We start from the raw sequence: 17903 nt of genomic DNA on the forward strand, positions 1-17903 counted from the left end.
TGGAGGCGTCATGACAGTCCCTGGCGGCCGCTGGATCCAGCACTGGGATCCGGAGGACGAGACCTTTTGGAAGGAGACGGGGGAGCGGGTCGCCCGGCGGAACCTGCTCTTCTCCGTCCTCTCCGAGCACATCGGGTTCTCGGTCTGGACGCTGTGGTCCGTGCTGGTGCTCTTCATGGGGCCGGAGTACGGGCTGACGCCGGCCGACAAGTTCCTGCTGACGTCCGTGGTGACGCTCGTCGGGGCCGTCGTGCGGGTGCCGTACACCTTTGCCGTCGCGATCTTCGGCGGGCGGAACTGGACCATCGTCTCCGCCGGGCTGCTGCTCGTGCCGACCGTGGCCGCGTTCCGGGTCATGGAGCCGGGGACGTCCTTCTCCACCTTCCTCCTCGTCGGGCTGCTGGCCGGCATCGGCGGCGGCAACTTCGCCTCCTCCATGACCAACATCAACGCCTTCTTCCCCCTGCGGAGGAAGGGCTGGGCGCTCGGCCTCAACGCCGGGGGCGGGAACATCGGCGTGCCGGTCATCCAGTTGGCCGCGCTCGCGATCATCGGGGCGGGCGGCGGGCCGCGGGTGCTGCTCGGCGTCTACATCCCGCTGATCCTGGTCGCCGCCGTCCTCGCCGCCTGTTTCATGGACAACCTCGCCTCCGTGAAGAACGACACCGGGGCCGCCAAGGACGCAGCCCGGGACGCCCACACCTGGATCATGGCCGTGCTGTACATCGGCACGTTCGGCTCGTTCATCGGTTACAGCTTCGCCTTCGGGCAGGTGCTGCAGACCCAGTTCGGGCGTACCCCGCTCCAGGCGGCGTACCTCACCTTCATCGGTCCGCTGCTCGGCTCCCTGATCCGGCCGCTGGGGGGCAGGCTCGCCGACCGGTACGGCGGCGCGCGGATCACGCTGTGGAACTTCGTCGCCATGGCCGCCGCCACCGCCGTACTCGTCGCGGCCAGCATGGCGGGGTCGCTCGGGCTGTTCGTGGCCGTGTTCGTGGTGCTGTTCGTGCTCAGCGGGCTCGGCAACGGCTCGACGTTCAAGATGATCCCCGGCATCTTCCAGAACAAGGCCCTCGCCGAAGGGCTGCGGGGGGAGGAGGCGGTGGCGTACGGGCGGCGGCTCTCCGGTGCCTCGATGGGGCTGATCGGCGCGGTGGGCGCGCTCGGCGGCGTCGCGATCAACCTCGCCTTCCGGCAGTCCTTCCTCTCCGTCGGCTCGGGCACCGGCGCCTTCGTGGCCTTCCTCGCCTTCTACGCCGTCTGCTTCGCCGTCACGTGGGCGGTGTACCTTCGCCGCCCGGCCGCACGGACGCCGGACGGCCCCGAGGGCCCGGCGGAGACGAAGGCCCAGCTCAGTTACGCCCGGGTATGACGTAACACTGGTGACATGAAGCCGAACCGAGCCCGTCACGCGGCCTTGGCAGGCTCGGTCGGCACGTGCGTACGCACGTGGGTGTGGGTGTGGGTTGAACGATCGGAGCGCGGCGAGAGACATGGACGACGAACAGCAGCGACCTGACCACGGCCCCCTGGCCGGCTTCACCGTGGGCGTGACAGCCGCCCGCCGGGCCGACGAACTGGGCGCGCTGCTCCAGCGGCGCGGTGCCGCCGTCCTGCACGCGCCGGCGATCAGGATCGTGCCGCTCGCCGACGACAGCGAGCTGCTGGCCGCGACCAAGCAGCTCATCGACCAGGCGCCGGACGTCGTCGTGGCCACCACCGCCATCGGCTTCAGGGGCTGGGTCGAGGCCGCCGACGGCTGGGGGCTCGGCGACGCCCTGCTGGAGCGGCTGCGCGCGGTGGAACTGCTCGCGCGCGGGCCCAAGGTCAAGGGCGCCGTCCGGGCCGCCGGGCTGACGGAACAGTGGTCGCCGGCCTCCGAGTCCATGGCCGAGGTGCTGGACCGGCTGCTGGAGGAGGGCGTCGACGGCCGCCGGATCGCCGTACAACTGCACGGTGAGCCGCTGCCGGGGTTCGTGGAGTCGCTGCGGGCGGGCGGCGCCGAGGTCGTCGGGGTGCCCGTGTACCGGTGGCTGCCGCCGGAGGACCTCGGGCCCGTCGACCGGCTGCTGGACGCCGCCGTCTCCCGGGGCCTGGACGCCGTGACCTTCACCAGCGCGCCCGCCGCCGCGTCCCTGCTCTCCCGCGCCGAGGAACGGGGCCTGCTGCCCGGGCTGCTCGCCGCCCTCGGCCACGACGTGCTGCCCGCCTGCGTCGGACCGGTCACCGCGGTGCCGCTCCAGGCACACGGCGTCGACACGGTCCAGCCCGAACGCTTCCGGCTCGGCCCCCTCGTCCAGTCGCTGTGCCGGGAGCTGCCGGCCCGTGCCCGTGCCCTGCCGGTCGCCGGGCACCGGCTGGAGATCCGCGGGCACGCGGTGCTGATCGACGGGGAGCTCAGGACCGTGCCGCCGGCCGGCATGGCCCTGCTGCGGGCACTGTCCCGGCGGCCGGGCTGGGTCGTACCCCGCGCGGAACTCCTGCGGGCCCTGCCGGGCACCGGCCGCGACGAGCACGCCGTCGAGACGGCGATGGCCCGCCTGCGCACGTCCCTCGGCGCGCCCAAGCTGATCCAGACGGTGGTGAAACGCGGCTACCGCCTGGCCCTGGACCCCGCGACGGACGCCAAGTACACGGACGGCGGCTGACGCGCGGCGCGGCGCGGGCACACCCCGTGGCGTACGGCACGGCCCGCGGCGTACGGGCACGGCCGGTGGTGTACGGCACACCCCGCGGCGTACGGTCCGCCCGCGGCGTACGGCGCGGCCCATGGCGGGCGTGGAACCCCTCGGTCAGGACCCGGACGTCCGTCGCGCGCGCTCCTCGCGTGACAGCCTCCCCCACGCCACCAGTCCGGCGGCCAGGCACCCCGTAGCCACCGTCGACAGCACCGCCCGTACGACGTTCCAGGCCACCCACGGGTCCTCGACCGCTCCCGCAGAACCGCCGGGTCGCCGGCCCGCGCCAGCGCGTCGTTGAGGGGGACGCCGGCGCCCGCGGTCACCAGGGAGGCGAGCGCGTACGCCGGCGCGCCCGCCCGCACCCACCGGCGTCCCGGCATCCGGCGCAGTTGCCATCCCGCCAGGCACGCGAGCACCAGCGCGCCCAGGAAGCACAGGAAGCACAGGAACACCGGGTTCTGGATCACGTCGTTGACGTCGCGCATCACGTCGACGTACACCCGGTCGTCGCTGCGGGCCGGCGCCGGCAGCACGGCGTGGGCGAAGGCGCAGAAGGTACCGGCCACCGAGCCCGCGGCGACGGTGGCCGCGAGCAGCACCGCTCCGGCGGCGCTCGGCCGCCGCGTTCCGTCGTTCTCTGCCATGCGTCCAGTCGACGGGGCGCACCGGGGCGCCGGACACGACCCGGGCGCGCGGGCGCATGCGCAGGCGTCCGGGCCGTGGCGGTACGAGGGGTTCCGGGCGGGGGAGCGGGCAGGCACTGTAGAGGGAGAGGTCCACCTGCTCCCCTTCCCGGCCCGCCCCACCGGGCAACCCCTAGGCGGTGACAGGAACATGGCACTGGGTACGGCCACCGACCCGTACGAGCTGCGGTTCGACACCGGGCGGATCTGCCTGGACCTCATCGCCACCACCCATCCCGTGGAACGGCTCGACCGCGTCGAGGTGCTGCGCGCCTGGATCACCGGCTCCGGGCTCGTCCCGCCCGGCACCCCGCTGTCCCACGCCGACGCCTCCTGGCTGGCCGGCTTCCGCGAACTGCGCGGCCAGGCCGCCCGCCTGGTCCGCTCCAGGTCCGCGCCCGGCACCCACCCGTACGGCCTCGCGCTCGCCCGCGTCAACGACCTCGCCGTCGCCGCGCCCCCGGCCCCGCGCGCGGTCCGCGGCGAGGACGGCGCGCTGGTACGGGAGTTGACCCGGCCGCCCGAGTGCGCGGCGCTGCTCGGCGCCCTCGCCCGGGACGCCGTGGAACTGCTCACCGACCCCGTCGCGCGGGCGAGCCTGCGGCAGTGCGAGGGCGACAACTGCCCGATCGTGTACGTGGACACCTCCCGCGGACACCGCAGGCGCTGGTGCTCCAGTGAGATCTGCGGCAACCGCGAGCGCGTCGCCCGGCACCGTCGCCGCGCCGCCCTCGCCCGGTAAGTGCGGTTGCGTCCGCGTTCGTCGTACCGGCCGGAGAAAACTGTCATCTCACTTTGAACACGCCGCACTTCGCGTCCGTACCGGATGGGCGAGCGACCGACTGGGGGAACCCCCGGACATCGGAGGTGGGCGTGCGCAAGGATTCCGTCGTGGCCAATGATCGAGGTGCGAGGGCCCGACATCGCATGTCCCAGTCGTCCTCGGAACCCGACGAGGAGCTGATGCGCGCCCTGTACCGGGAGCACGCCGGCCCCTTGCTGGCCTACGTGCTGCGGCTGGTCGCGGGGGACCGGCAGCGCGCCGAGGACGTCGTCCAGGAGACGCTCATCCGTGCCTGGAAGAACGCCGGTCAGCTCAACCGGGCGACCGGATCGGTACGCCCCTGGCTGGTGACGGTCGCCCGGCGCATCGTCATCGACGGCCACCGCAGCCGGCAGGCCCGGCCGCAGGAGGTCGATCCGTCGCCGCTGGAGGTCATCCCCGCGGAGGACGAGATCGACAAGGCGCTGTGGCTGATGACGCTGTCGGACGCGCTCGACGACCTGACCCCGGCTCACCGGGAGGTCCTCGTCGAGACGTACTTCAAGGGGCGTACCGTCAATGAGGCGGCGCAGACACTGGGCATACCCAGCGGCACCGTGCGCTCCCGGGTGTTCTACGCCCTGCGTTCGATGAAGCTGGCACTGGAGGAGCGGGGGGTGACGGCGTGATGAGCGGGTACGGGGGCGTTCAGGGTTTCGGCGGGGGATTCGGCCCGGGTGATACGGGTAATTCTGTCCCCATGCAGGGATCACCGGCGCCGAACGAGCACGAGACCGTCGGCGCCTACGCCCTCGGCATCCTCGACGACGCGGAGGCGACCGCCTTCGAGGCGCACCTCGCCACCTGCGAATGGTGTGCCCAGCAGCTCGACGAGCTGGCCGGCATGGAGCCGATGATGGCGGCGCTGGCCGACCTGCCCGGCACCGGCACGCCCGCGATCGCCGAGTCGCTCACCGCGAAGCCCAGCGCGCGGCTCTCGGAGAAGCTCGTCGACGAGGTCGCCGAGCGCCGCGCGAGCAAACGCCGCCGCAACTTCTACCTGGTGGGCACCGCGGCCGCGCTGATCATCGGCGGCCCGTTCGCCGCCGTGGCGACGACGGGCGGCGGTGACGACGACGGCGGCGGACGCCGGACCGAGGCGTCCCGGCAGCCGGGCAGCAGTCCCGCCGAGTCGGCCTTCGCCGCCATGCCCGACCGGGTCACGGCGACCGACCCGGCCACCGAGGTCAGTGCCACCGTGGCCCTGCAGAAGAAGGCCTGGGGCACCGACGCGGTGCTGGAGCTCAAGAACGTCAAGGGCCCCGAGAAGTGCTCCCTGATCGCCGTCGGCAAGAACGGCGAACGCGAGACGGTCACCTCCTGGTCGGTCCCGGACTGGGGCTACGGCCTCCCGGACGCCGCCACCGACAAGGGCAAGAAGCCCCTCTACGTGCAGGGCGGCGCCGCCTTCGAGCCCAACCAGATCGACCGCTTCGAGGTCATGACCTTCGACGGCGAGCGGCTGGTGGAGGTGGACGCGTAGGCCCGTCACCGGACGGGCCGTGGCTTCCGGGTCCCCCTTCGCGTACCTTTGACGGCTGCCCAGCACGTCAGAAGGGGGCCCGGTGGCCGCACAGGCGCAACAGGACTCAGCGGTCGACTCGGTGCACGACGCCGTACGGGAGGACTCCGTACGGGACCGAGAGATCAGCGTGGAACAGGCACACCTGGACCGGGTGTACCGCCGCCTCGAGGAGAAGATCCACGAGGCCGAGTTCCTCATGAACGACGCCGCCCAGCGCGGCCAGGTCGGCACGCCCGGCGCGCTGGCCGAGCGCGACGCGCAGGTCTTCCGGGCCGGCGTCCACCTCAGCCGCCTGAACAACGAGTTCGAGGACTTCCTCTTCGGCCGGATCGACCTGCTCCTCGGCAAGGACGGCAAGAAGGGCCCGGACGGCGCGTACACGGCGGTGGAGCCCGCCGAGGGCGCCCTGCGGCCCGACAACACCGCCGACATCGCCGAGACCCTGCACATCGGCCGCATCGGCGTCCTCGACGAGGACTACGCCCCGCTGGTCATCGACTGGCGGGCGCCCGCCGCGGCCCCCTTCTACCGGTCCACGCCGGTCGACCCGGGCCGGGTCGTGCGCCGCCGGGTCATCCGCTCCAAGGGGCGGCGCGTCCTCGGCGTGGAGGACGACCTGATGCGGCCCGAGGTCAGGGCGAGCCTGGACGGCGAGGAACTGGCCGTCGTCGGCGACGGCGCCCTGATGGCCGCCCTCGGCCAGGCCCGTACGCACTCCATGCGGGACATCGTGGCCTCCATCCAGGCCGAGCAGGACCTGGTCATCCGGGCCCCCGCCGCCTCCGTGACCTACGTGGAGGGCGGCCCCGGCACCGGCAAGACCGCCGTCGCCCTGCACCGGGCGGCGTACCTGCTCTACCAGGACCGGCGCCGGTACGCGGGCGGCATCCTCATCGTCTCGCCGACCCCGCTGCTGGTGGCGTACACCGAGGGTGTGCTGCCCTCCCTCGGCGAGGAGGGCCAGGTCGCCATCCGCGCGATCGGCTCGCTGGTCGAGGGCGCCGACGCCGCGCTGTACGACTCCCCGGCCACCGCCCGTGCCAAGGGCTCCTCCCGCATGCTCAGGGTGCTGCGCCGGGCCGCGCGCGGAGCGCTGGAGCCGGACGGTTCGCCGGGCCTCCTGCGCGTCGTCGCCTTCGGCCGCCGCCTCGAACTGGAGGCCGAGGAGCTGGCCGGCATCCGCCGCACCGTTCTCGGCGGCACCGCCCCCGTCAACCTGCTGCGCCCCCGCGCCCGCCGGCTGCTCCTGGACGCCCTGTGGGCCAAGTCGGGCGCCGGCACCCGGCACACCGACCCCGAGCTGGCCGCCGAGCTGCGCTCCTCCTTCGACGAGGACGTCAGCTCCGAGGACTCCTTCATCGCGTTCCTCGACGCCTGGTGGCCGGAGCTGACCCCCGGCGCGGTGCTGGCGGCCATGGCGGACGAGCGGAGGCTGGGCCGCTGGGCGCGGCGCGTCCTCAACCCCGGTGAGGTCCGCAAGGTGGCCCGTTCGCTGCGGCGCGAGGGCCACTCCGTGCACGACATCGCCCTGCTCGACGAGCTCCAGGCGATCGTCGGCACCCCGGCCCGCCCCCGCAGGCGGCGCGAGCTGGACCCGCTGGACCAGCTCACCGGCCTGGACGAGCTGATGCCGCAGCGCGAGGAGACCCAGTGGGAGCGCGCCGAGCGCCTCGCGCAGGAGCGCACCGAGTACGCGCACGTCATCGTGGACGAGGCCCAGGACCTCACCCCCATGCAGTGGCGGATGGTGGGCCGCCGCGGCCGGCACGCCACGTGGACGGTCGTCGGTGACCCGGCCCAGTCCTCCTGGTCCGACCCCGACGAGGCGGCGGCGGCCCGCGACGAGGCCCTGGGCACCCGCCCGCGCCGCCGCTTCGAGCTGACCGTCAACTACCGCAACCCGGCCGAGATCGCCGAGCTGGCGGCCAAGGTGCTGGCCCTCGCCATGCCGGGCTCCGACTCCCCGACGGCGGTGCGCTCGACGGGCGTGGAACCGCGCTTCGCGGTGGTGGGGGAGACCCTCGCGGAGTCGGTCCGGGCTCAGGCGGCCCGGCTGCTGGACCTCGTGGACGGCACCGTCGGCGTCGTGGTCGCCATGAACCGCCGCGAGGAGGCCCGGCGCTGGCTGGCCGGGCTCGGCGACCGCGTGGTCGCGCTCGGCAGCCTGGAGGCCAAGGGCCTGGAGTACGACGCCACGGTCGTCGTCTCGCCCGCCGAGATCGCCGACGAGTCGCCCGCCGGACTGCGCGTGCTGTACGTCGCCCTGACCCGGGCCACCCAGCAGCTCACGGTCGTCTCCTGCGAGCGGGACGAGCCGGACGCCGCGGGGGTGCCGGACCTGCTGCGCGACTGAGGCGAGGGGTTACCGGGACATCCGAGACAGAGGAGAGGCCCGCGCCGTGGGATGGCGCGGGCCTCTCGTCTTCTTCGTTTAAGTGGCACCGACCCGCCATGCTCGCCTCGCGGCAAGTGGTCGCTCTGAGCGACGAAGGTTGGGCCCGGGGGCTTGGATCGAGCCGGTGCCACGTCCAAGGTAACAAACGATCCCCGCAAGGCAATTCCCGTCCCGCGGGTTCTTTCGCGGGCGGGTCCGCCTCTTCCGTCGACCCGCGACTTCTCGTATGGTGGAATTAGTTTTCCGAAAGTGCTCACGGTCCGGCGAGGACGGCACGCGAACACAAAGTTCGCAATCCGGGGTGGCTACCACGTACTCAGTGGTAGGTGCGACGATCGGACGGCACAACGCAGCTACACGGTGAAAGCAGAGGAAGTCGGCCATGGCAACGGCGCCCAGCGTCTCCTACTCGATGACGGTCCGACTGGAGGTGCCCGCGGGCGGAACCGCGGTCTCGCAGCTCACCACCGCGGTGGAGTCCGCCGGGGGCTCCGTCACCGGCCTCGACGTCACGGCCTCCGGCCACGACAAGCTCCGTATCGACGTCACCATCGCCGCGGGCTCGACCTCGCACGCCGACGAGATCGTCGAACAGCTCCGCGGCATCGAGGGCGTCAGCCTGGGCAAGGTCTCCGACCGTACCTTCCTCATGCACCTCGGCGGCAAGATCGAGATGGCGTCGAAGCACCCCATCCGCAATCGCGACGACCTCTCCATGATCTACACGCCGGGTGTGGCCCGCGTCTGCATGGCGATCGCCGAGAACCCCGAGGACGCCCGCCGCCTCACCATCAAGCGCAACTCCGTTGCGGTCGTGACGGACGGCTCCGCGGTGCTGGGCCTGGGCAACATCGGTCCCAAGGCCGCCCTGCCGGTCATGGAGGGCAAGGCGGCCCTGTTCAAGCGGTTCGCCGGCATCGACGCCTGGCCGCTCTGCCTCGACACCCAGGACACCGACGCGATCGTCGAGATCGTCAAGGCCATCGCCCCGGGCTTCGCCGGCATCAACCTCGAGGACATCTCCGCGCCCCGCTGCTTCGAGATCGAGGCCCGGCTGCGCGAGGCCCTCGACATCCCCGTCTTCCACGACGACCAGCACGGCACCGCCATCGTCGTCCTCGCCGCCCTGACCAACGCCCTGCGCGTCGTGGACAAGCCCATCGAGAACGTACGGGTCGTCATGTCCGGCGCCGGCGCGGCCGGTACGGCCATCCTGAAGCTGCTGCTCGCCGCGGGTGTGAAGAACGCCGTCGTCGCCGACATCCACGGCGTCGTGCACGCCGGCCGCGCCGACCTGGTCGACGCCGCCCCCGGGTCGGCGCTGCGCTGGATCGCCGACAACACCAACCCGGAGGGCCTCACCGGCACCCTCAAGGAGGCCGTGCACGGCGCCGACGTCTTCATCGGCGTCTCGGCCCCCAACGTCCTCGACGGCGACGACGTGGCCGCCATGGCCGAGGGTGCGATCGTGTTCGCGCTCGCGAACCCCGACCCCGAGGTCGACCCGGCGATCGCCCGCCAGACCGCGGCGGTCGTCGCCACCGGCCGCTCCGACTTCCCGAACCAGATCAACAACGTGCTGGTCTTCCCGGGCGTGTTCCGGGGTCTGCTGGACGCGCAGTCCCGCACGGTCAACACCGAGATGATGCTGGCCGCCGCGCACGCCCTCGCGGACGTGGTGACCGAGGACGAGATCAACCCGAACTACATCATCCCCAGCGTCTTCAACGACAAGGTCGCCGGTGCCGTCGCGGGCGCGGTGCGGGACGCGGCCAAGGCCGCCGGAGTGGTGGCGTAGCACCCGGACGGATTGTGGGCGGTCCGTGGCGGGGTGGTGAGGATCACCACGGCGGGCCGCCCCACCGGCGCGTCGCGGGATGTCGGGCCTCGGGTCGCCCTCTAGGGTTGCGCAAGGCTCAGGCCCTCTCGGCGTGTGACTCCCAAGGGTGTTCTCACGACTCCTGGGGGTGCCGGATTGGCTTTACCGCCGCAGGTGGAGGCAGGATGCCTCCCTGGGCGCGAGGGTCTGACGACCGACCCGGGTCCGGGGAGTGTCCGAGGACCCTGGCAGCATCGGCATCGCTGTGCCCAACATGCGGCTCCGCCGCGTGGCACGCCTCAACGGCAAGAAGAACACGGGAGTAACAACATGAACCGCAGTGAGCTGGTGGCCGCGCTGGCCGACCGCGCCGAGGTGACCCGCAAGGACGCCGACGCCGTGCTGGCCGCGTTCGCCGAGGTTGTCGGCGACATCGTCTCCAAGGGCGACGAGAAGGTCACCATCCCCGGCTTCCTGACCTTCGAGCGCACCCACCGTGCCGCTCGCACCGCCCGCAACCCGCAGACCGGCGAGCCGATCCAGATCCCGGCCGGCTACAGCGTCAAGGTCTCCGCGGGCTCGAAGCTCAAGGAAGCCGCCAAGGGCAAGTAAGCGCTCCGCTTGGAGCGCCGGGTGACTGCGCGGACCGTCCGCTCGGCCTGCGGGCCGTAAGGCGGGTGCGGCGACATCGTGTCTTGTCGCGCAGTTCCCCGCGCCCCCTTCGGGGCGCTCGACTCAACGCCGATGGGGCGGTCACCCGGGCTCCGGGTGACCGCCCCACGGCGTTGTCGCGTCTGCCGTCTAGCCGAGCGCCTTGCCCGGGAGTTCCACCTTCGCGCCGAGCTCCACGAGCTTCTCCATGAAGTTCTCGTAGCCCCGGTTGATCAGGTCGATGCCGTGGACCCGGGAGGTGCCCTGGGCCGCGAGGGCGGCGATGAGATAGGAGAAGCCGCCGCGCAGGTCGGGGATGACCAGGTCGGCGCCCTCCAGCTTGGTCGGTCCTGACACGACGGCCGAGTGCAGGAAGTTGCGCTGGCCGAAGCGGCAGTGGGAGCCGCCGAGGCACTCGCGGTAGAGCTGGATGTGGGCGCCCATCTGGTTGAGCGCGGAGGTGAAGCCGAGACGGGACTCGTAGACCGTCTCGTGGACGATGGACAGGCCCGTGGCCTGCGTCAGGGCGACCACCAGGGGCTGCTGCCAGTCCGTCTGGAAGCCGGGGTGCACGTCCGTCTCCAGGGCGATGGACTTGAGCTGACCGCCCGGGTGCCAGAAGCGGATGCCCTCGTCGTCGATCTCGAAGGCGCCGCCCACCTTCCGGAAGGTGTTCAGGAACGTCATCATCGAGCGCTGCTGGGCGCCGCGGACGTAGACGTTCCCCTCGGTCGCCAGCGCCGCCGAGGCCCAGGAGGCGGCTTCCAGGCGGTCCGAGAGGGCACGGTGGGTGTAGCCGCCGAGCTCGTCCACACCGGTGATGCGGATGGTGCGGTCGGTGTCCATCGCGATGATCGCGCCCATTTTCTGCAGGACGCAGATCAGGTCCTCGATCTCCGGCTCCACGGCGGCGTTGGACAGCTCCGTGACGCCCTCGGCCAGCACCGCCGTCAGCAGCACCTGCTCGGTCGCGCCGACGGACGGGTACGGCAGGTTGATCTTCGTACCGCGCAGCCGCTGCGGGGCCTCCAGGTACTGGCCGTCCTCCCGCTTCTCGATCTTCGCGCCGAACTGCCGCAGCACCTCGAAGTGGAAGTCGATGGGCCGGCCGCCGATGTCGCAGCCGCCCAGGCCCGGGATGAACGCGTGCCCGAGGCGGTGCAGCAGCGGGCCGCAGAACAGGATCGGGATGCGCGACGAGCCCGCGTGGGCATCGATGTCGGCGACGTTCGCGCTCTCCACGTGCGAGGGGTCGAGCACCAGCTCGCCGGGCTCCTCGCCCGGACGGACGGTGACCCCGTGCAGTTGCAGCAGTCCGCGTACGACCCGCACGTCGCGGATGTCCGGCACGTTGCGCAGCCGGCTCGGCGCACTGCCCAGCAGGGCGGCCACCATGGCCTTCGGCACGAGGTTCTTCGCACCGCGGACCCGGATCTCGCCCTCCAGCGGGGTTCCGCCGTGGACAAGCAGTACGTCATCAGCGCCGTTGACGGTCATGAATCTCGCGTTCCGTGGGGGTTGGGCAGGGGCCAGAAGGGAAAGGGTAATCGTCTTGTACCCCCCTTCAGTAAGCCTGTGCACGGTCCGGGAACGTCATGGGTTTGTCACAACACGAACCGTTCACCGGCGGGCACGTGCGGTCACGACGACGGCGCGCGCTCGGCGCACGCGTTCACCCCCGTGCCTCCGATTGCCTCCCCACGGGAGGGGAACATGCGGGATCATGTCAGGCATGACCGAGGTGTCCTCGCTCACGGGGCGGCTGCTCGTGGCAACGCCCGCGCTGGCGGACCCGAACTTCGAGCGCGCGGTGGTGCTCCTTCTCGACCACGACGAGGAGGGCTCCCTCGGCGTCGTCCTCAACCGTCCCACGCCGGTCGACGTGGGCGACATCCTGGAGGACTGGGCGGACCTGACCGGCGAACCCGGTGTGGTCTTCCAGGGCGGCCCGGTGTCGCTCGACTCGGCCCTGGGCGTGGCCGTCGTCCCCGGCGGGGCGTCCGGCGAGCGGGCGCCGCTGGGCTGGCGCCGGGTGCACGGCGCGATCGGACTGGTGGACCTCGAGGCGCCGCCGGAACTGCTGGCCCCCGCCGTGGGCGCCCTGCGGATCTTCGCCGGGTACGCGGGCTGGGGTCCCGGCCAGCTCGAGGACGAGCTGGCGGAGGGCGCCTGGTACGTGGTCGAGTCCGAGCCCGGCGACGTGTCCTGCCCGGTGCCCGAGAGGCTCTGGCGCGAGGTCCTGCGCCGTCAGCGGGGCGACCTGGCGATGGTGGCGACGTATCCGGACGACCCCTCGCTCAACTGATCCCCCCGGCCGAAGCGTGTGAGCTCCAATACTCCGGCTTTCAGTACCCTGGCTTGCATGAGCACTCTCGAGCCCGAGCGCGGGACTGGTACGGGGACCCTCGTTGAGCCGACACCGCAGACCTCCCACGGTGACGGTGACCACGAGCGCTTCGCCCATTACGTCCAGAAGGACAAGATCATGGCGAGCGCCCTCGACGGCACCCCCGTCGTGGCGCTGTGCGGCAAGGTCTGGGTACCGGGCCGCGACCCGAAGAAGTACCCGGTCTGCCCCATGTGCAAGGAGATCTACGAGTCCATGAGCGGCGGCGGAGACGAGGGCAAGGGCGGCAAGGGCGGCGACAAGAAGTAGCAGACCCTCCCGAACCTTCCCGGCCGAACTTCTCGAAGGCCCCCGGAGCGTGCCCGCGCGCACTCCGGGGGCCTTCGTGTTGTCACGAAGTGGTTGAGACCTCTTGTGGACATGTTCATGTACTCCATAACCTCCTGGGTGTTGTGCAGAGCGAAACCGTCATTGCATATATTGCAACGCACGCCCGGAGGAACACTCCATGAAGCTCGCCCCCCGCCTGGCCGTATTGCTGGCCGCCGCCGTCGTCACCGCGACCGCCTGCGCCCCCCAGACGTCCGACAACTCCTCCTCCGGCGAGGACGAGAAGAGCGGCACGCTACGGGTCTGGCTCTTCCAGGAGGTCAACAACAAGCCGAAGGAAGAGGTCGTGGACGCGGTCCTGGCCGACTTCGAGAAAGCGCACGAGGACACGGAGGTCGACGTCGAGTACATCCCCGTCGAGACCCGCGCCCAGCGCATCAAGGCCGCCTTCAACGACCCCGACAGCGCCCCTGACGTCATCGAGTACGGCAACACCGACACCGCCGGCTACGTCGAGGACGGTGGCCTGATGGACGTCACCGAGGAGTTCGGGGCCTGGGACGAGGCCAAGGACGCCGATCCCACCGCCCGGCAGTCCGTCACCGTGGACGGCAAGGTCTACGGCGCCCCCTACTTCGTCGGCGTCCGCGCCCTCTACTACCGGACCGACGTCTTCGACGAACTCGGTCTCCAGGCCCCCGAGTCGCTGGACGAACTCGCGTCCACCGCGAAGAAGATCCGCGACGCGAAGCCCGACCTCTACGGCATCGCGGTCGGCGGCGCCTACACCTACGGCGCGATGCCCTTCATCTGGGCGGCCGGCGGCGAACTCGCCTCCGGCAAGGGCGGTTCCTACGCCTCGGCCATCGACAGCGCCGCCGCCCGCAAGGGCATCAAGGCGTACACCTCCCTCTTCGGCGACGACAACTGCCCCGCCGCCAAGTGCGCCGGCATGGGCGGCAACGACACCGTCACCGCGTTCGCCTCCGGCAAGGCCGCCATGGCGATCGGCGGCGACTTCAGCCACCAGGCCGTGGAGGCCGGCAAGGTGAAGGGCGAGTACGCGGTCGTGCCGCTGCCGGGAGTGAAGCCCGGCTCGATCGCCCCGGCCTTCGCGGGCGGCAACAACATCGGCGTCCTGAAGAGCACTTCGCACCGCACCCTCGCCGTCGACCTGATGAAGCGGCTCGCGTCGAAGCGGGCGCAGGGCGAGCTGTTCGACGCCATGGGCTTCCTGCCGACCTTCACGGACGTACGGCAGCGGGTCGCGGCCGAGGAGCCGTTCGTGAAGCCGTTCGTCGACACCCTCGCCGCGGGCACGAAGTTCGTACCGGCCTCGCCCGCGTGGGCGACGATCGACTCGTCCCAGGTGCTGCCCACCATGTTCCAGGAGGTGGTCAGCGGCAAGAAGGACGTCGGCGCCGCCGCCGGGGACGCGGCTCGGAAGATGGACGAGGCGTTTGGCTCCGCCGGATGAGTGTGCCGCCCGGCAGCTCGGGGGGTGCGGTCCGGGAGCGGGTGCGGCCGGTCCGCGGCTCGTCGCGCCCACGCGGCGCCAGCCGCGAGTCCGGTACGGCCCCGCGCCGGCTCGGGCGCGCCTCCGGCACCCCCTGGCTGTATCTCGCCCCCGCCCTCGTCGTCCTCGGCGGGTTGCTCGTCTACCCCGTCTACCAGCTCGGGCTGATCTCCTTCCTGGAGTACACCCAGGCGCAGGTCTCCGGGGGCGAGCCGACCACCTTCCAGGGGTTCGGGAACTACGCCGAGCTGTTCGGGGACGACCAGTTCTGGCGGGTCCTGCTCGCCACCGTCGTCTTCGCGGCGGCCTGTGTCGTCTCCACGCTGGCCGTCGGGTGCGCGCTCGCCGTGCTGCTCACGCGGGTGCGCGCCGTGCCGCGGCTCGCGCTGATGCTGGCCGCCCTCGGCGCGTGGGCGACCCCGGCGGTCACCGGGTCGACGGTCTGGCTGCTGCTGTTCGACCCGGACTTCGGGCCGGTCAACCGGATGCTCGGCCTCGGCGACCACTCCTGGACGTACGGGCGCTACAGCGCCTTCGCCCTCGTCCTGCTCGAAGTGGTCTGGTGCTCCTTCCCGTTCGTCATGGTCACCGTCTACGCCGGTATCCGCGCCGTGCCTGCGGAGGTGCTGGAGGCCGCCGCGCTCGACGGCGCCTCGCAATGGCGCATCTGGCGCTCCGTGCTGGCGCCCATGCTGCGGCCGATCCTGGTGGTCGTCACCATCCAGTCCGTCATCTGGGACTTCAAGGTCTTCACCCAGATCTACGTCATGACGAACGGCGGCGGCATCGCCGGCCAGAACCTCGTCCTCAACGTCTACGCCTACCAGAAGGCGTTCGCGTCCTCGCAGTACAGCCTCGGCTCGGCGATCGGCGTCGTGATGCTGCTGATCCTGCTCGCCGTGACGCTGGTCTACCTGCGGCTGCTGCGCCGCCAGGGGGAGGAGCTGTGAATCTTCCGCGCGCGCGTGTGCGCCGTCCGTGGCGGCTGGCGGCCGAGGCCTCGGCGCTGCTGGTCGCCGTCGTGGTCGCCTTCCCGCTGTACTGGATGGTGCTGAGCGCCTTCAAGCCGGCCGGTGAGATCGAGTCGGCCGAGCCCCGGCCGTGGACCCTGGCGCCGTCGCTCGACTCCTTCCGGCGGGTGTTCGGGCAGCAGGAATTCGGTCGCTACTTTCTCAACAGTCTGCTCGTGGCGGGCACCGTCGTGATCGCCTCGGCGCTCATCGCGTTCCTCGCGGCGACCGCGGTGACGCGTTTCCGGTTCCGTTTCCGGACCACCCTGCTGATCATGTTCCTGGTGGCCCAGATGGTGCCCGTGGAGGCGCTCACCATCCCGCTGTTCTTCCTCATGCGGGACTTCGGCCAACTGAACACGCTGGGTTCGCTGATCCTGCCCCACATCGCCTTCTCGCTGCCGTTCGCCATCTGGATGCTGCGGGGGTTCGTGAAAGCCGTGCCGGAGGCCCTGGAGGAGGCCGCCTACATGGACGGGGCGAGCCGGGCGCGATTCCTGTGGCAGATCCTTTTCCCGCTGGTCTTCCCGGGGCTGGTGGCCACCAGCGTCTTCTCCTTCATCTCGACCTGGAACGACTTCCTGTTCGCCAAGTCGTTCATCATCAGCGACACCTCCCAGTCGACGCTCCCGATGGCGCTGCTGGTCTTCTACAAGCCGGACGATCCCGACTGGGGCGGAGTGATGGCCGCCTCCACGGTGATGACGATTCCGGTGCTGGTCTTCTTCGTACTCGTGCAACGACGACTCGTCTCCGGCCTCGGCGGAGCGGTGAAGGACTGACAGTGATGATTGCTGTGGCTCCGCCCGGGGGTCTGACTCAAGGACTGACTGGCGCTACGGCTGTCCTTCTCTCGATTTGTCGGCCGTCCGGGCGGGACCACAGCGCGCGTGGCCGGTCAGGCATCTGTGACTTCATAGGAGCCCGGCCAAAGGTCCCATCACTGTCTTGTCCGTCTGCCCGACCGGCACGTGCCCTCGTGTACGCGTCGTACGGAAGGACACCAGGCTCCAGCATGGCAGCAGACGAGATAGCGGTCATCGGCGGCATCGATACCCACACCGACGTCCACCAGGCCGCAGTGATCGACACGGTCGGCCGGCACCTGGCCACCGAGGCGTTTCCCACCACCCCGGACGGCTACCAGCAGTTGCTGGACTGGCTGCGCCCGCATGGCGAACTGCTGGCGGTGGGCCTGGAGGGCACGGGCGCCTACGGCGCCGAGATCGCCCGTTTCCTGACCGCCAACGGCATCACCGTCGTGGAGGTCGACCGCCCTGACCGCAAGGTCCGTCGGGACAACGGCAAGTCCGACCCGGTCGACGCCTACGCCGCTGCGACCGCCGTGCTGTCCGGCCGGGCCTCGGGCACGCCGAAGACCCGCAACGGGATCGTGGAGGCCATCCGTACCCTGCGCGTGGCCCGCAGCTCGGCGGTCAAGGCCCGCACCCAGACCATCAATCAGATCCGCAATCTCATCGTGACGGCACCCGCGGCGGTCCGGGAGAAGCTGCGGGCTCTGACCACCAGCGAGCTGATCGGCACTCTCGCCCGGTCCCGTCCCGTCGGTGACCTCTCCGATCCGGAGCACGCGGCCAGGGTCACACTGCGCAGGCTCGCCCGCCGCTACCAGCGGCTCTGCGAGGAGATCGCCGACGCCGACGCCGATTTGGGCCCGCTGGTCACCCGGGCCGCACCCCGGCTGGTCGCCCTGCCTGGCGTCGGCCCCGAGACTGCGGGCCAGTTGCTGACCACCGCGGGCGACAACCCCGACCGCCTCCGCTCGGAAGCCTCCTTCGCGCACCTATGCGCAGCCTCTCCAATCCCGGCATCATCGGGCCGGACACACCGGCACCGGCTCAACCGCGGAGGCGACCGGCAGGCCAACCGGGCTCTCCACACCATCGTGCTGGTCCGTATGCGCTACGACCAACGCACCCGCGACTACGTCGCCAGACGCACCACCGAAGGCATGACGAAGAAGGACATCGTCCGCTGCCTGAAACGGTTCGTCGCTCGCGAGGTCTACCGTCACCTGCCCCGTCCTCAGATCACCACTGAACAACTCGCCCAAGCCGCTTGACGATCTATAGGAGCTTCGTGACCGACGTGATTCCCCAGCC

16 protein-coding genes are annotated in these 17903 nt (G+C 71.3%); 14 read left to right on the forward strand and 2 right to left on the reverse strand.

Annotated elements, in window-relative coordinates; genetic code table 11:
- Positions 1 to 10: 10 nt before the first annotated feature.
- Both B1H29_RS22645 and B1H29_RS22650 read left to right on the forward strand, forming a co-directional pair.
- Positions 11 to 1372 (forward strand): nitrate/nitrite transporter, encoded by a 1362-nt coding sequence (locus B1H29_RS22645; protein WP_055417198.1) that lies wholly within the window; start codon positions 11 to 13, stop codon positions 1370 to 1372.
- Positions 1373 to 1493: 121 nt separating this feature from the next.
- The gene (locus tag B1H29_RS22650) at positions 1494 to 2648 is read left to right on the forward strand and encodes a uroporphyrinogen-III synthase (RefSeq protein WP_055417197.1); all 1155 of its coding nucleotides are present in this window, start codon (positions 1494 to 1496) and stop codon (positions 2646 to 2648) included.
- Here the strand turns inward: B1H29_RS22650 and B1H29_RS22655 are convergent.
- Positions 2594 to 3325 carry a hypothetical protein gene (locus tag B1H29_RS22655; RefSeq protein ID WP_055417196.1) on the reverse strand — a complete coding sequence of 244 codons (732 nt, stop codon included), beginning with the start codon at positions 3323 to 3325 and terminating at the stop codon, positions 2594 to 2596. The two genes, B1H29_RS22650 and B1H29_RS22655, sit on opposite strands and share 55 nt — an antisense overlap.
- Before the next feature lie 190 nt (positions 3326 to 3515).
- Between B1H29_RS22655 and B1H29_RS22660 the strand changes: the two genes are divergently transcribed.
- From B1H29_RS22660 to B1H29_RS22685, 6 genes are all read left to right on the forward strand, one after another.
- Positions 3516 to 4106, forward strand: a complete 591-nt coding sequence (locus B1H29_RS22660) for a CGNR zinc finger domain-containing protein (protein WP_055417195.1) — start codon at positions 3516 to 3518, stop codon at positions 4104 to 4106.
- A 185-nt stretch (positions 4107 to 4291) separates the two neighbouring features.
- Positions 4292 to 4816, forward strand: coding sequence for a sigma-70 family RNA polymerase sigma factor (locus tag B1H29_RS22665; RefSeq protein ID WP_007450155.1), 525 nt, complete (start codon positions 4292 to 4294; stop codon positions 4814 to 4816).
- Between the two features lie 71 nt (positions 4817 to 4887).
- Positions 4888 to 5670 (forward strand): zf-HC2 domain-containing protein, encoded by a 783-nt coding sequence (locus tag B1H29_RS22670; protein WP_055417194.1) that lies wholly within the window; start codon positions 4888 to 4890, stop codon positions 5668 to 5670.
- An 82-nt stretch (positions 5671 to 5752) separates the two neighbouring features.
- Positions 5753 to 8065 (forward strand): HelD family protein, encoded by a 2313-nt coding sequence (locus B1H29_RS22675; protein ID WP_055417193.1) that lies wholly within the window; start codon positions 5753 to 5755, stop codon positions 8063 to 8065.
- Between the two features lie 424 nt (positions 8066 to 8489).
- Positions 8490 to 9905 (forward strand): NAD-dependent malic enzyme, encoded by a 1416-nt coding sequence (locus tag B1H29_RS22680; protein WP_055417192.1) that lies wholly within the window; start codon positions 8490 to 8492, stop codon positions 9903 to 9905.
- Positions 9906 to 10256: 351 nt separating this feature from the next.
- A complete protein-coding gene (locus tag B1H29_RS22685) occupies positions 10257 to 10538 on the forward strand; it encodes an HU family DNA-binding protein (RefSeq protein WP_003950507.1) in 282 nt (93 codons plus the stop codon).
- 189 nt (positions 10539 to 10727) lie between these two features.
- Here B1H29_RS22685 and murA read toward each other — a convergent pair whose 3' ends face one another.
- Positions 10728 to 12074, reverse strand: a complete 1347-nt coding sequence (murA, locus tag B1H29_RS22690; RefSeq protein ID WP_055417191.1) for a UDP-N-acetylglucosamine 1-carboxyvinyltransferase — start codon at positions 12072 to 12074, stop codon at positions 10728 to 10730.
- 235 nt (positions 12075 to 12309) lie between these two features.
- Between murA and B1H29_RS22695 the strand changes: the two genes are divergently transcribed.
- The 6 genes from B1H29_RS22695 to B1H29_RS22720 all read left to right on the forward strand — a co-directional run bounded on the left by B1H29_RS22695 (position 12310) and on the right by B1H29_RS22720 (position 17863).
- Positions 12310 to 12882 carry a YqgE/AlgH family protein gene (locus tag B1H29_RS22695; RefSeq protein ID WP_055417190.1) on the forward strand — a complete coding sequence of 191 codons (573 nt, stop codon included), beginning with the start codon at positions 12310 to 12312 and terminating at the stop codon, positions 12880 to 12882.
- Between the two features lie 57 nt (positions 12883 to 12939).
- Entirely contained in the window at positions 12940 to 13233 is a 294-nt protein-coding gene (locus tag B1H29_RS22700; protein ID WP_055417189.1) for a DUF3039 domain-containing protein, read from the forward strand.
- A gap of 199 nt (positions 13234 to 13432) precedes the next feature.
- A complete protein-coding gene (locus B1H29_RS22705; RefSeq protein ID WP_055417188.1) occupies positions 13433 to 14731 on the forward strand; it encodes an extracellular solute-binding protein in 1299 nt (432 codons plus the stop codon).
- On the forward strand, positions 14728 to 15720 hold the full coding sequence (locus B1H29_RS22710) for a carbohydrate ABC transporter permease (protein WP_055417187.1): 993 nt from the start codon (positions 14728 to 14730) through the stop codon (positions 15718 to 15720). The genes B1H29_RS22705 and B1H29_RS22710 overlap by 4 nt, the downstream gene beginning before the upstream one ends.
- The gene (locus tag B1H29_RS22715) at positions 15717 to 16562 is read left to right on the forward strand and encodes a carbohydrate ABC transporter permease (protein ID WP_055417186.1); all 846 of its coding nucleotides are present in this window, start codon (positions 15717 to 15719) and stop codon (positions 16560 to 16562) included. Before B1H29_RS22710 ends, B1H29_RS22715 begins: the two co-directional genes overlap by 4 nt.
- A gap of 233 nt (positions 16563 to 16795) precedes the next feature.
- Entirely contained in the window at positions 16796 to 17863 is a 1068-nt protein-coding gene (locus B1H29_RS22720; RefSeq protein ID WP_079160400.1) for an IS110 family transposase, read from the forward strand.
- Positions 17864 to 17903 lie beyond the last annotated feature (40 nt).

Origin of the sequence: Streptomyces pactum (genome assembly GCF_002005225.1) — a bacterium.
GTDB classification, from domain to species: Bacteria; Actinomycetota; Actinomycetes; order Streptomycetales; family Streptomycetaceae; genus Streptomyces; species Streptomyces pactum_A.

Bases quoted from the DNA above. Each gene is read 5' to 3' on its own strand.
- B1H29_RS22710 (WP_055417187.1), top strand. From the start codon at position 14,728: ATGAGTGTGCCGCCCGGCAGCTCGGGGGGTGCGGTCCGGGAGCGGGTG.
- B1H29_RS22650 (WP_055417197.1), top strand. From the start codon at position 1,494: ATGGACGACGAACAGCAGCGACCTGACCACGGCCCCCTGGCCGGCTTC.
- murA (WP_055417191.1), bottom strand. From the start codon at position 12,074: ATGACCGTCAACGGCGCTGATGACGTACTGCTTGTCCACGGCGGAACC.
- B1H29_RS22720 (WP_079160400.1), top strand. From the start codon at position 16,796: ATGGCAGCAGACGAGATAGCGGTCATCGGCGGCATCGATACCCACACC.
- B1H29_RS22670 (WP_055417194.1), top strand. From the start codon at position 4,888: ATGCAGGGATCACCGGCGCCGAACGAGCACGAGACCGTCGGCGCCTAC.
- B1H29_RS22655 (WP_055417196.1), bottom strand. From the start codon at position 3,325: ATGGCAGAGAACGACGGAACGCGGCGGCCGAGCGCCGCCGGAGCGGTG.
- B1H29_RS22680 (WP_055417192.1), top strand. From the start codon at position 8,490: ATGGCAACGGCGCCCAGCGTCTCCTACTCGATGACGGTCCGACTGGAG.
- B1H29_RS22645 (WP_055417198.1), top strand. From the start codon at position 11: ATGACAGTCCCTGGCGGCCGCTGGATCCAGCACTGGGATCCGGAGGAC.
- B1H29_RS22660 (WP_055417195.1), top strand. From the start codon at position 3,516: ATGGCACTGGGTACGGCCACCGACCCGTACGAGCTGCGGTTCGACACC.
- B1H29_RS22695 (WP_055417190.1), top strand. From the start codon at position 12,310: ATGACCGAGGTGTCCTCGCTCACGGGGCGGCTGCTCGTGGCAACGCCC.
- B1H29_RS22705 (WP_055417188.1), top strand. From the start codon at position 13,433: ATGAAGCTCGCCCCCCGCCTGGCCGTATTGCTGGCCGCCGCCGTCGTC.
- B1H29_RS22665 (WP_007450155.1), top strand. From the start codon at position 4,292: ATGTCCCAGTCGTCCTCGGAACCCGACGAGGAGCTGATGCGCGCCCTG.
- B1H29_RS22685 (WP_003950507.1), top strand. From the start codon at position 10,257: ATGAACCGCAGTGAGCTGGTGGCCGCGCTGGCCGACCGCGCCGAGGTG.
- B1H29_RS22700 (WP_055417189.1), top strand. From the start codon at position 12,940: ATGAGCACTCTCGAGCCCGAGCGCGGGACTGGTACGGGGACCCTCGTT.